This window comes from Paenibacillus solani, from assembly GCF_001277345.1.
In the GTDB taxonomy this organism is placed as follows: Bacteria; Bacillota; Bacilli; order Paenibacillales; family Paenibacillaceae; genus Paenibacillus_AQ; species Paenibacillus_AQ solani.
The window spans coordinates 705285-718090 of sequence record NZ_LIUT01000008.1; the positions used below are offsets into that span (position 1 = coordinate 705285).

Annotated in this window: 11 protein-coding genes; 7 read left to right on the forward strand and 4 right to left on the reverse strand. The window is 50.9% G+C overall.

Annotation, left to right across the window (positions count from 1 at the left end; translation table 11 throughout):
* Positions 1 to 147: 147 nt before the first annotated feature.
* Positions 148 to 921 carry an alpha/beta hydrolase gene (locus AM231_RS27200; RefSeq protein WP_053491201.1) on the reverse strand — a complete coding sequence of 258 codons (774 nt, stop codon included), beginning with the start codon at positions 919 to 921 and terminating at the stop codon, positions 148 to 150.
* A gap of 299 nt (positions 922 to 1220) precedes the next feature.
* On the opposite strand from AM231_RS27200, the gene AM231_RS27205 reads away from it, so the two are divergent.
* Positions 1221 to 1949, forward strand: coding sequence for a polymer-forming cytoskeletal protein (locus AM231_RS27205; RefSeq protein WP_054405425.1), 729 nt, complete (start codon positions 1221 to 1223; stop codon positions 1947 to 1949).
* 105 nt (positions 1950 to 2054) lie between these two features.
* Here AM231_RS27205 and AM231_RS27210 read toward each other — a convergent pair whose 3' ends face one another.
* Positions 2055 to 3491 carry a VanW family protein gene (locus tag AM231_RS27210; protein ID WP_054405426.1) on the reverse strand — a complete coding sequence of 479 codons (1437 nt, stop codon included), beginning with the start codon at positions 3489 to 3491 and terminating at the stop codon, positions 2055 to 2057.
* 206 nt (positions 3492 to 3697) lie between these two features.
* Here AM231_RS27210 and ftsE point away from each other — a divergent pair, with 206 nt between their 5' ends.
* The 5 genes from ftsE to AM231_RS27235 all read left to right on the forward strand — a co-directional run bounded on the left by ftsE (position 3698) and on the right by AM231_RS27235 (position 9601).
* The gene (ftsE, locus tag AM231_RS27215) at positions 3698 to 4384 is read left to right on the forward strand and encodes a cell division ATP-binding protein FtsE (RefSeq protein WP_053491204.1); all 687 of its coding nucleotides are present in this window, start codon (positions 3698 to 3700) and stop codon (positions 4382 to 4384) included.
* On the forward strand, positions 4374 to 5282 hold the full coding sequence (gene ftsX / locus AM231_RS27220; protein ID WP_053491205.1) for a permease-like cell division protein FtsX: 909 nt from the start codon (positions 4374 to 4376) through the stop codon (positions 5280 to 5282). Before ftsE ends, ftsX begins: the two co-directional genes overlap by 11 nt.
* A 27-nt stretch (positions 5283 to 5309) precedes the next feature.
* Positions 5310 to 6596: a murein hydrolase activator EnvC family protein gene (locus tag AM231_RS27225; RefSeq protein WP_054405427.1), complete on the forward strand. Its 1287-nt coding sequence runs from the start codon at positions 5310 to 5312 to the stop codon at positions 6594 to 6596.
* A 132-nt stretch (positions 6597 to 6728) separates the two neighbouring features.
* On the forward strand, positions 6729 to 8198 hold the full coding sequence (locus tag AM231_RS27230) for a S41 family peptidase (protein ID WP_054405537.1): 1470 nt from the start codon (positions 6729 to 6731) through the stop codon (positions 8196 to 8198).
* Between the two features lie 80 nt (positions 8199 to 8278).
* Positions 8279 to 9601, forward strand: coding sequence for a PDZ domain-containing protein (locus tag AM231_RS27235; RefSeq protein ID WP_054405428.1), 1323 nt, complete (start codon positions 8279 to 8281; stop codon positions 9599 to 9601).
* A 202-nt stretch (positions 9602 to 9803) separates the two neighbouring features.
* On the opposite strand, the gene AM231_RS27240 is transcribed toward AM231_RS27235, so the two are convergent.
* Complete coding sequence (locus tag AM231_RS27240) at positions 9804 to 10457, reverse strand: response regulator (RefSeq protein WP_054405429.1); 654 nt, start codon at positions 10455 to 10457, stop codon at positions 9804 to 9806.
* 38 nt (positions 10458 to 10495) lie between these two features.
* A complete protein-coding gene (locus AM231_RS27245) occupies positions 10496 to 11662 on the reverse strand; it encodes a sensor histidine kinase (protein WP_054405538.1) in 1167 nt (388 codons plus the stop codon).
* 190 nt (positions 11663 to 11852) lie between these two features.
* On the opposite strand from AM231_RS27245, the gene AM231_RS27250 reads away from it, so the two are divergent.
* Complete coding sequence (locus AM231_RS27250) at positions 11853 to 12791, forward strand: ABC transporter ATP-binding protein (protein WP_054405430.1); 939 nt, start codon at positions 11853 to 11855, stop codon at positions 12789 to 12791.
* The last annotated feature ends 15 nt before the right edge of the window (positions 12792 to 12806 follow it).

The window sequence follows — 12806 nt, forward strand, 5'->3', positions numbered from 1 at the left end:
GTCAGTTGATGAATGCCTAGAAAAAATAAAGGTGGGTCAGCAAACTTTTCGTTTGCCGGCCCACCTTTTTTATTTGCGAATCTACTTTGGCCTCTCCGCCATCAAAGCATCGAGGCATAGCATGACATGGCCTAGGGGACTAAATGTTCATGCTTTCAACGGCAGCCACTTCAGCACATCTTGAATGCGGGCATCCCAGTAACCCCAATCGTGACCGCCGGGGCCTTCCTGATATGTAAAGTCGAGTGAGGTTGCTTCGCAGGCTTTGCGGAAGACCTGGTTGTCTTCATAGAGGAAATCTTCCGTTCCACAGCATTGATAGAGCATCGGCTTCGGAGCTTCGGAGCGTTCCAATTGCTGAAGCAGCCAGATGAGGTCGTTGTCCGTACCGGCAATATCTTGTTCCCCAAACACGATCTGGTGATTGAAAAGGTCCGTATTAGTCCGGATAAGACCTGCTATATCAAGTGCTCCCGACAAGCTGGCCGCGGCGGCGAAGGTTTCCGGACAGCGAAGCGCCAGTTTGAACGCACCGTATCCGCCCATGGATAAGCCAGCTACGAAGTTATCTTCTCTGGCATGGGATAGCGGGAAGAAGGAACGGGCAATAGCTGGCAGCTCCTTGCTGATGAAAGTCCAGTATTTGCCCCCGTATTCCATATCCGTATAGAAGCTGCGGTGGACTTGCGGCATCACGACGGCTATGCCCATTTCGGCTACGTAGCGTTCGATGGAGGTCCGGCGCAGCCAAATAGAGTCATCGTCAGAGAGGCCGTGCAGGAGGTAGAGCGTTTTGTGTAAACCGCCCTCGGCATGATTGGTCATACCGAGCTGCGTAGAGGTTTGCTGAGGGAGAATAACGGTCATGGTTGTGCTGAGACCGAGTACCTCCGAGTAAAAGTGACATTGCATAAGAGCCATGGTGTGTAACCCCTTTCATTTGTGTAAATGAGAGATTGATGAAGGACTTGTTAGAATCATATCACAAGTGATCTTATTTGCTCCAAGCAAAATAAGATATGTCTCCATTACGCCTCGGTCTACAGACCGAGATGAACTTCAGTCATCGGGCTGTTCTATGAATAGCTCGGCTGTGGTATCTTAGAGGAAGCATATAACACTCGGCGAAAACGCCGAAAATGGTTCAGGAATCATCTGCTGTTAAGTTAGCAGAGACAATATAGATGATGATTATTGCTTAAATCTGGAGGAGGATACCCATGATACCACATGACGATAAGCTGTCCGATCTGAAGATTACGGGGACAGGGAGCTCAAACGGGGGCCAATACGGCAAGGTAAGAATAGATGGTTCAGGCCAAGTGAACGGAAACTTGGATTGCCAGGAATTGACCGCCAACGGCACGATGAGTGTAAAAGGCTCTGTCATTGCTAGAACCATCCGCGTGAACGGCTCGGGAACCATCAAAGGAGCCGTCGAATCGGAGGACCTAAACGTGGCCGGAAGCTTGAGTATAAAGGAAGGATTGCGCAGCCGCTCCATCTTTATCGGTGGACATTGCAGCATCCATGGGGATTCCGAGTCGCAGCGGCTGGAGGTAAACGGAAATCTGCGCAGCCATGGAGACGTACGGAGTGAATCCGCGATATGTAAAGGAGCCTTTAAGATCGATGGCCGCCTGCATGTAGGAACAGCGGACATTCGGGTACTGGGCCGATGCCATGCAGAGGAAATCGTTGGTGACCGGATCACGATCCGTAAAAAAGGAAAGCGGCTCTGGGAGATGTTGTCTTTGCCGCTCCGGGGAACATGCCTGGAAACACGTATGATCGAAGGCGATGTCCTTGATCTTGAATATGTGGAGGCTGATATTGTCCGCGGTAATCGCGTCATCCTCGGCAAGGGATGCCAAATACGGCAAGTAGAGTACAGGGATGAGCTGCGGCAGGATCCGGAGGCCGAGATCGGAACGTCCCGGCGGTTTTAAGCTTAATCCATATTTACACAAGGCTCCATCACAACGATAATAGAACAGCCCGTAATCGCGGTTTATTCGCGAATGCGGGCTGTTTCCTGTTATTTCGATTTTGCCTTAAGGTGTGCGGATACCATCCTCAACCACTTCCTCTTTAGAGGGTTCCTTCGCCTCTGGTATCTGAACCTCTTCGTTCGGATTCATGGCGACGATGCTGTTCTGAGGACGATATGTATCCTTGGATATTTTGACGTTCTCCACAACTTTGCCGTTCACTTTCTTGGTTCGATATGTCTCAACCACATAACCGGGCTTCCCGTTTTGAATCACCTGCTTGAGCCCTGGCGGCAGCGAAAGATTATGGATCACCTTCTCGGGTGACGGCAGAGTCTCGACTGTGGTAGACACCAGCTCATATTCCGTATGCTCTGGAAAAGTACTGAACATCTTCAGTGTCAGATTGCCATGCGACACCTCGGATAGGATGAGCAGATGCTTGCCTGTATTGTTCCGGAAACGGAAATTGATGGCCCCTTCGGCAAATGTGGCATCCTGCCCCTTGGGCATGTAGCTGACGGGAAGCGAATGATTCCGCCGCTCGGTGATCTCAAGCCCGGTGAGCAGGGCGGCATAATAGACCGTACTGGATACCTGGCAGATACCCCCACCGATACCCGGAACGAGCTGACCGTTAACGATCACGGGAGCCTCTTCAAAACCATACTCCTTCTTCGCCATGTCGATCACATGGGCATAGTTGAATTCATCGCCCGGCTTAAGAATCATGCCATCTACAGCTTTGGCAGCCGCGGTTACGTTATGGACACGTCCAGGCCCGCTGGACCCGAGGCTGGTGGAGAATTCGATAATTTTGCGCTCAATACCTTCGTCCTGCAGCGACTTCACGGTAACGGGAGGTTTTTGGCGGATCAGTGGGAGCTGAATGGAAATGTATTCTTCCGGATTTGGATTAACGAATAGGCGCTCATCCGGAAGCGCAGCGTTAAATCCGTCGTAGAATGCCGGCCAATCGATGCGGTATGCCGTTTTCTCCGGAGTATACCGGACCACATCATCTTCGGAAATGCTCCGCACCGCGTTCACGGGTTCACCGAACCGTTCCTTTTGCCAGTCTTCGTCCAGCCTCTCTTTAAGCACATCCCGGTCCCAGTCCGTGGATATATGCCATTCCAGCTGAAAATTACGCCGGTAAAGCACCTGCTCCCATAGTGATCCTTCGGACAGCTTGGCAATGGCCTCCCGTAAATCGGCTGCTTGAAATATTACGCCGGCTTCGCGGAGGCTAAAGCTTTCTTTATGTCCCTTTAAAGCTTCCGACTCCAATATTACCCTCATGCTCGTCATCGTCTGCAGCCGCTGATCGAGCTCGGACAGTACTTCGTCCACAGGTTTACCACCGATCTCCCAGCCGGAGACCATGACCCCTTTTGGAAGTTCCTTCTGATTGACGTACATCGTCATTAGACCATAACCAACGGAGGAAAGAAGCGCCAGACTGATGACAAGGATGAGACCAACATGAATCTTTTTCATAGAAACCACCTTCTTAGACTTCGTATTAGCTGCAGTTGGTGCACATCTTCATGTATATGTCACGGAGTGCGTAAACTTTCGGGTACTCAAAAGGTAACAAATTTGTTACAATAGACGAGGTTGTGAGGATTTTTCATGATTTTTAAAGGAATTCGATGGAAACTGTCGAAAGTATAATGGCTAATTAAGGATTGGGAAGTGATGAAGTGATCGAAATGCAGGACGTATGGAAGACCTATCCGAGCGGTGCTCATGCACTTCAAGGGGTCTCCGTTACAATCAATCGCAACGAGTTTGTCTATGTTGTCGGACCGTCAGGTGCAGGCAAATCGACATTTATGAAACTTATCTATAGAGAAGAAGTGCCCACCAAAGGGCAAATTTCCGTGAACGGATTTAATATCGGAAAGCTGAAGCAGCGCAAAATCCCCTATGTTCGGCGAAATATCGGGGTTATTTTTCAGGACTACCGCTTGCTGCCCAAGCTGACCGCTTACGAAAATGTAGCTTTTGCCATGGAAGTGATTGAAGCGCCGCAGCGCATCATCAAGAAGCGGGTCATGGAGGTTCTGGATCTGGTAGGCCTGAGGAATAAGGCGAACCGAGAGCCTTCCCAGCTCTCCGGGGGGGAGCAGCAGCGGATCGCCATCGCCAGAGCGATTGTGAATAATCCTTCTGTTATCATAGCGGACGAGCCTACAGGCAATCTGGATCCGGAAACCTCATGGGGCATCATGCAGCTACTGGACGAAATTAATTTCAGGGGAACCACCATCGTGATGGCGACCCACAACAGGGATATTGTGAACACGATGCGTAAACGCGTGCTTGCGATTGAGCATGGACAGATCGTCCGTGACCAGCAGAGAGGAGATTACGGGTATGAATTTTAGAACCTTCTTGCGGCACTTGCGGGAAGGGGCGAAGAGCGTTTTCCGGAATGGATGGATGTCGGTCGCATCGATTACGTCCATCGTGGTGTCATTATTTATACTTGGCGTTTTCATGCTGTTAGTCATGAATGTGAACGCATTAGCCGATAAAGCAGATAGCAATGTACAAATCAATACGTACTTAAATCTCAATGTGGACAAGAAGATGCGCGAAACCATCAAAGGCGAGATCGAGGCCATGCCAGAGGTCAGCAGCCTGAAGTTCGTCTCCAAGGAAGAGGGAATGAAGGAGCTTGAGGAAAGCCTGGGCTCCGAGTGGGTGGAAGGCTTCAGCGAAGCCGACCAGAATCCGCTGCCGGATGCCTTCGAGGTTTCCGTAATTGAGCCGACCACCGTCGGGTTTGTAGCCGATAAGATTAAGGCGCTTAACCAGAAGTACACGGAGGGGCCGATCCTGCGCGTCAAGTATGGGGAAGGCACGGTAGAAACTTTGTTCAAGATTACGAAAACCGTGCGGAATATCGGATTTATTTTTGTAGCGGGACTTGGCTTGATGTCCATGTTCCTCATTTCAAACACGATTCGGGTCACGATTTTGGCCCGCCGCCGCGAGATCGGCATTATGAAGCTTGTCGGGGCAACCAACAACTTTATCCGCTGGCCTTTCTTTGTGGAAGGCGCCATGATCGGTCTCCTGGGTTCGATTGTCACCGTTGCGCTGTTGTTCGTAGGATACAATCGCCTCTATGCTGCATCGCAGACGGATTTGACATTGGCGCAGAGCCTGATTCCACTAGGAGATCTGTGGTTGCTGCTCGGCACCATTATTGTTGCGCTGGGCATGGTCATTGGCATCTGGGGAAGTACCATGTCGATACGTAAATTTCTGAAAGTATAAAACAAGGTAAAGGATGGGGAGCGAAACTTGAAAAAAATCGCCGCAGGAGTAGCAGCCTTATTACTGGCCACTGTTATGATTCAACCACAAGTCGGACAAGCTGAGAAGAAAACGGCAGCCGATGTAGATAAAGAACTGAAGGTGCTTCAGGAACAGGTACAAAAAGCTCGGTCTCAGAAGAATAAGGCCGCAGATAATAAACAGGAAGCCCAGCATTACAAGAATAAAACGACCAAGAACCTGAAATATGTAATGGAGCAAATCAATATCGTAAGCAGCGAGTTAACTAAAATCTCCGTCAAGATCGATGAGACAGAGGATCTGCTGAGAAAAACGACCAAGGAGCTTGAAGCGGCGGAGGAGCGTATCGCCTCCCGTGAGAAACTGCTGGAATCCCGGATTCGCCTCATTTATATGGATGGGCAAGTCTCTTATCTGGATGTGCTGCTCTCCTCGACCAGCTTCAGTGATTTCATTGAGCGTGCGGATTCATTAAAGAGTATCGTTGATCAGGACCAGGATTTGCTGGTGCAGCATAAACACGACAAGCTGCTGGTAATCGATAAGAAGAAAGAGCTTGAAGGGCAGTATGCCACTGCGAAGGATCTGTACGGACAGATGGAGGACCGCAAGAGCCTCCTGAATGAGAAGGAACAGGAGAAGCGGGTACTGCTGGCCCAGTATGATCAGGATATCGAGGATGCGGAAATCCTGACCGAGGAACAGGATCGAATGCTGGTTGCCCTGGCAAGCAAGCGTTCGGAGCTGCAGCAGGAAAAGAACAAGCTTGCTGCTGAGGAAGCTGCACGTAGAGCAGCAGCCGCCAAAGCAGCTGCGGCCAAAGCCGCGGCGGCGAAGCGAGCGAAGGCGACAACTCTGGGCGGCAGTAAAGGCGGCGGCAGTGGATTCATCGGGAACGGCGGTCCGTTTGCGCTTCCGGTATCTGGAGCCAGACTGTCTTCCGGATATGGCCCTCGGGTCCATCCGGTAACAGGTCAGGTCGGCAAGATGCATACAGGTCAGGATATGGCAGCTCCGGAAGGGACAGAGATCCGTGCAGCCGAGAGCGGTACGGTCATCTTGGCCGAGTGGTGGAGCGGTTACGGAAACTGTGTTATTGTTGATCATGGGGGCGGCGTATGGACCTTGTATGGGCATATCCGCAACGGCGGCATTAAAGTCAGCGAAGGCGATAAGGTGTCCAGAGGGCAGAAGATTGCTGAAGTAGGCTCCACAGGTCAGAGCACAGGGCCGCATCTGCATTTCGAAGTGCGTGTCAATGGAAAACCGGTGAATCCTACGCCTTATCTGTAAGCAACGAAAACTCTTATCTTCAACCATATAACCTTCAAACCGCTGTATAAATATTCCCGGTAAGCCAATCATATACTAGGTGGACGGGTTTCCCCGTGTGTGCACTTGAAACGTACAAAGGCGGTGAAGTACTTGCTGAAAAAACGAACGGCGCTCCTGCTGGTCATTGCTGCCATGCTCTGCGGCGGACTGTTAACAATGGCTTTGACTCAGCTGCCTGCTCCGACTCAGACCGGAGACGGTGAGGGGCTGCTGGCCAGTATAGCCAACAGGAACGGTTTGGAGCAGTCAGAAGCGAAGAAACTGGGGACAGCGATTGACCTCATCGAAAGTAATTATTACAAGGATATCGATCGGAATAAACTGATCGACGGCGCGATCAACGGCATGATGGAGGCGCTGGAAGATCCGTATTCCAACTATATGGGAAAAGAAACAGCAGCCCAGTTTGAAGAGAGCATTGAAGGCTCCTTCACCGGAATTGGCGCGGAGGTGTCTTCTGTAGATGGCAGCGTGGTCGTCGTATCTCCGATCAAGGGCTCGCCTGCGGATAAAGCCGGGATTCGGGCTAAGGATACCATCCTTTCCGTAAACGGGGAATCCCTGCAAGGACTCGAGCTCAATGCAGCAGTCAACAGAATCCGCGGTCCGAAGGGCTCAAAGGCGGTCCTGCAGATCAAGCGCGCAGGCTCTGAACAGCCGATTGAGTACGTTATCGTTCGTGATGATGTTGATCTCGAAACCGTGTCGGCACGTATGGAGAAGGGCGGAATCGGCGTCATTGAGATTTCCCAATTCTCGCTGAATACGGGCAAACGCTTTGAGGAAGAGCTCAAGAAACTGGAAAGCCAAGGCATGAAGGGACTGCTGATCGACGTCCGGAACAATCCAGGCGGCGTGCTGTCTGTTGTCATCGACATTGCAGAGCAATTTGTACCTAAGGGCCAGTTGATCGTCCAGGTCGAGGATAAGAATAAGAAGCGGGAGAAGCATCCTTCGAGCGGAACAGCCAAATCCTATCCGATTACGGTGCTGATGAACAAAGGAAGCGCAAGCGCTTCGGAGATTTTGGCCGGAGCATTGCAGCAATCGGCAGGAGCAACCTTGATGGGCGAGCATTCCTTTGGTAAGGGAACCGTACAAACCAGCTTTGACAAGCAATTTGGCGATGGAAGTCTGCTCAAGGTAACGATTGCCAAGTGGCTGACGCCAAACGGTACCTGGATCCATGAGAAGGGGATTGAACCTGATATCAAGGTGTTACAGCCTGAATACTTCTCTGTTGCACCTATCGATAAGAAGAAGACCTATGCGTATGACACGAACAGCACGGATGTGAAGAATGCTCAGATCATGCTTGAAGCGATTGGTTATAAGCCGGGACGCTCCGATGGCTATTTTGATCGGAACACGGAGAAGGCGGTCAAGAGCTTCCAGAGCAAGCACAAGCTGAAGGCGGATGGCATCATCAACAACGCAACCGCTGAAGCATTGGAAGGCGCATTGATTGAGAAGATTCAGGATCCGAAAGAGGATAACCAAATGAATCGCGGAATCGCCGAGGTTCGGAAGGAAATCGCCGCTCAGGTGTCGAACAAGTAAGAAGGCTGAAATTTAGCCTTCTTTTTTCTTTTAAGATATTAGCGAGTAACTTCGTAGGCTGAAAGGAGCGTGGCAAGCTGTTGGAGACATTGAAACAACTGCTTATGTATGGGATGGATGCAGGCATACAACTGCTGACGCAACCCTTTTATTATATTTCGATTTTGTTTGTGATGCTGTTTTACCGAAGACAGGTGCTGGTCGAGCGCAAGCTATTCCATGTGAAGCTGCATTCCTGGGGTCAACAGACCTGGCGTACGTTTGTTGGCGGGCTGCTGGCAGGCATCGCTGTCTCCATTGTGGTGGCCTTTCTGGGGATCTCCTTGAGCCTGGGAGCCATCATATGTATCTGGGTCACATCGCTAATTCTAATGCTGTTTCATATACGGTATTTATGCTTTGCTTATTCAATCGGTCTTCTAGGGATTATTCAGTTTGGCTTGAGCTGGTTTCCGAACTGGCAGCCGGAAGGCTGGATTGGGCAGGTAACATCGACGATCCTTGGTTTGGATATTCCGGCTTTGCTTGCTCTATCCGCCGTTCTGCATTTTGCGGAAGCTTTGCTGGTAAGGATTCAGGGTTCAAGGTTTGCTACGCCGCTGTTTCTGGAGGGCAAGCGCGGCAAGCTCGTTGGCGGTTACCAGATGCAGAGCTTCTGGCCTTTGCCGCTGTTCCTACTCGTTCCTGCAGTGGGCGGCGGCAGTGTACTGCCGTGGACGCCATTCTTTGGAGGCGATGCCTGGAGTGCAGGCTTTACCATGATGGCACTCCCCGTCGTGATTGGCTTCGGGGAAATGACGCAGAGCAGGCTGCCGCAAGAGAAAGCAGCGGTTACGGCAAAGCGGCTTATATTCTATGGAGCGATCGTGCTGGCGTTAAGTCTGCTGGCTGAATGGTGGGCGCCGCTCACCATCGTTGCAGCCTTGGCGGCTTTATTACTTCATGAAGGCCTGGTATGGTACAGCCGGCATGAAGAACAGCAGCGGAGTCCTATTTTTGTTCATCCTTTATGCGGCTTGCGGGTCCTCGCTGTACTGCCGGATAGCCCGGCAAGCGAGCTTGGCATTCAGCCAGGAGAGACCATCCTGAAGGTGAACGGTAAACTGATTCACAGCAAGGAGCAGCTGCACAGCGCGCTGCGTCAGAATCCGGCCTTCTGTAAATTGGAGGTTCAGAACCATCAAGGAGAAAGCAAGTTTCTGCAGCGGGCGATATACGCGGGGGATCACCATCAATTGGGGGCGATCGTTTCGCCTGACCCAAGTGATGGCATTGCCGTTGGGCTGAAGCCGGTAAGCTTGATCACACTGCTAGCGAATAAGCTGCATATTCGCAGTCAACGAAATTCAACAGGGAGCAAGACGTCCGGTGGTTCCGAAGAAGCCGAATTGCCTTTATCCTAAAAACAAGAAGCGGGCCTGTGTCCTACATGGACAAGGGCCCGCTTCTTTGCTATGCCGTTATATAATTTGTGAGAGCGGGCATTAGACCGAATAAACATATGGGGACACATATGTAAATGGAACGATTGATTTCTATCATCTTCAAGCTGCTGACCCATGAAGTGATATCTATCTCCATGCTGGCGGAAGGATTCGAAGCTGGTTACTGGCCCTGCACTTTTTTTAAATAAAAAATAGCGATCTGGGTACGGTCCCGAAGATTCAGTTTACCCAGAATTTCAGTGACATAGTTTTTGACGGTGCCCTCGCTCAAATAAAGTTGTCCGGCAATTTCCTTATTGGACAGGCCTTCCGCAATCAGGGTGACGACTTTCTTCTCGGCTGGGGTCAGTCCGAGTTGTTCCAGTTCAGCGGATTTTGGGACCGGCTGGGATGCAGGACGAAGCATGCTGGTCAGCTTGCGGGCGATATCAGGATGGATTAGTACGTTCCCGTCATGGATCGTTTTGATCCCTTGGATGATGCGATCGGGCGGAATATTTTTCAGCAGATAGCCACTGGCTCCGTTCTGCAGGGCCTCCACGATGTAATCATCGTCATCAAAAGTGGTTAGCATTAGCACGCGTATATCGGGATATCGCTCACGAATTCGCCGCGTACCTTCTACGCCGTCGCATACCGGCATCCGGATGTCCATAAGTACGACATCGGCCTGAAGATCATCTCCCAATAAAGACAGAGCTTCTTCTCCGTTAGCCGCGACCGCGGATACTTCAATATCCGGGTCCATCCCCACTAACAATTTCAAACTTTCCCGAATGAACGGGTCATCATCGACAATCACAACAGAAATCATGGAGGACGACGTCCTTTCTGTAAATAGGATATTACGGCTTACATAATCTCGCGCTTCTGGTAGACAGGCAGTCTGGTGATGACGGTAAAGGGTACGGATTTCTGCACCGTTAACGTTCCCCCCAGCACCTTGGTTCGTTCGAGCATGCCGCTTATGCCGATGCCTTGAAGGTCTGGGTCTGTAATAGCGGAGCCAGCCGCGGGTTCCTGAACGGTGCCATCATTAGAAACCTCCATATGAACTTCCTGATCCCCGTAATGAAGTGAAATCTCGACCCGCTTAGCCTGACCGTGGCGTATGGCATTCGTGATGGCTTCGCGGGCATTTTTGTACAGCACCACTTGGTGACTGGGATAGAGCGGATAAGGCATGCCCTGTAATGTCAGCTTGGTCTCGATTCCGGTCTCCCTGCTGGTTTCCTCCAGCAGCCGATCCAGAGAATAGTCGTCCGCGATCCGCCTGGTTGGATTCATCCGCTTCACGGCCGTTCGCATTTGCTCCATGCTCTCTTCCAGCTGATCACGGATCTGATGGAGCATCTCCATTCCGCGAACGGAATCATGGGGGACAATATGGAGGGCTGCTTCCATCATCATTTTTACGCGAATCAGCCGGTGTCCGATATCATCATGCAGCTGGCGGGAGATGCGGTTGCGCTCCTCGGTTTGTGCTGCGCTTTCTACCTGATGGGCAAACTGCAGCAGCTGTCTGCCAGCCTCGTCCTGCTGGAAATGGAGCTTCTTCAGCTCATCGTATAACTGAATATGATTCCACTGCTTCAGATTCAACTCATGTATATGGTTGATCGTTGCCGCTAGAAATAAAAATAACAGATTGGCCGTCACAAGCAGCGTTACATCGTAATCGGAAATGGCGATGTTAAGCATCGCTAGGTGACCAGCCGCCAGCCACAGCCTGCCTTGCCGTTCGAACAAAGGCAAATAGACACATAGGGCGGACAGAGACAGGAACACCATCATGAAGCCATACTGATGGCATAACCACAGGGACAATGAAACCTCCACCAGAACTGCTGCTTTCCGATAAACAGACGATGACAAAAAGCGGCTCAGCACCGTAACTGCGAGAAATAGCAATATGTACACCATATATTCTCCATAATCGTCCAGCTGCTGCAAGAAGATATCAGCGGCAGCCGGCAGGAGAATCAAGCCGTATCGAAGATAGGCGAGAGGAGATGTCACGAGCAATCAGACCCTTTTCCATAGTGAATTGAACCGTTCTAAGCGATTGGCTTCATTATATCACAGGCCCCTTTTTACCAAGAAGATGACTTTCGTCACCCTGTAATATGACTTCCTCTACCTTAAAGAGCCGACGATTTCAGCTAGAATGAATTTATCAGAAGAGAACGAGGGAAATGGAGTGGTAAATATGGCGGTCTTTCTTCAGATGAAGGATGTCGTGAAAAGATATGGAGGCAAGTTGTCAGTAGATCATATGAACCTCGAGGTGAACGAAGGGGAAATCTTTGGACTTCTCGGACCGAACGGGGCTGGCAAGAGCACATCCATCCATATGATCTGCGGCCTTCTGCCGAAGGATCAGGGCAGCATCAAGGTAGACGGTATTTTGATTGAGGAGCAGCCGCTCGAAGTGAAGCGGAGAATCGGCTTGGTGCCGCAGGATCTGGCTCTTTATGAAGAAATGTCCGCTTGGGACAATGTTGTTTTTTTTGCAAAACTATACGGACTGCGCGGCCATCTGCTGAAGGAACGGGTGGAGGAGGCGCTGGAGTTTGTCGGTCTGCAGGATCGGGCTAAAGAAAGGCCGTCCACCTTCTCCGGGGGGATGAAACGAAGACTGAATATTGCATGCTCGATCACGCACCGTCCGAAGCTGATTATTATGGATGAGCCTACGGTGGGAATTGACCCGCAGTCCAGGAATCATATTTTAGAATCGGTAAAGACATTGAACCGCATGGGTTCCACCGTTATCTACACAAGTCATTACATGGAGGAGGTTGCCGCGATCAGTGACCGGGTGGCGATTATGGATCAAGGACATGTCATTGCTTGCGGGACTCAGCAGGAGCTTCGCGCACGCGTTGCCCATGAGGAGAGAATCATTCTTACCGCGGAAGGAATCACACCGGACCTGGTGGAGGAGCTGACCATTCACCCGCGTGTGAAGCGCGTCATTCACCATGATAACGAGATCGAAATCTATGTACCATCGGCTCAGGATGAGCTGCAGGATATTCTGTTCATCTGCAGTAGACATCATGCGACGCTTAGCTCCCTGCAGTGTGAAGAGCCGGGGCTTGAAACGTTATTTCTTAGTTTGACCGGGAGGACGCTTCGCGATTAATCGTAGAAAGAAACA

What these genes read in the sequence shown, in the direction of transcription:
- AM231_RS27200 (WP_053491201.1), bottom strand. Translation starts at nt 921, where the DNA reads ATGGCTCTTATGCAATGTCACTTTTACTCGGAGGTACTCGGTCTCAGC.
- AM231_RS27240 (WP_054405429.1), bottom strand. Translation starts at nt 10,457, where the DNA reads ATGATTTCTGTTGTGATTGTCGATGATGACCCGTTCATTCGGGAAAGT.
- AM231_RS27250 (WP_054405430.1), top strand. Translation starts at nt 11,853, where the DNA reads ATGGCGGTCTTTCTTCAGATGAAGGATGTCGTGAAAAGATATGGAGGC.
- AM231_RS27205 (WP_054405425.1), top strand. Translation starts at nt 1,221, where the DNA reads ATGATACCACATGACGATAAGCTGTCCGATCTGAAGATTACGGGGACA.
- ftsX (WP_053491205.1), top strand. Translation starts at nt 4,374, where the DNA reads ATGAATTTTAGAACCTTCTTGCGGCACTTGCGGGAAGGGGCGAAGAGC.
- AM231_RS27210 (WP_054405426.1), bottom strand. Translation starts at nt 3,491, where the DNA reads ATGAAAAAGATTCATGTTGGTCTCATCCTTGTCATCAGTCTGGCGCTT.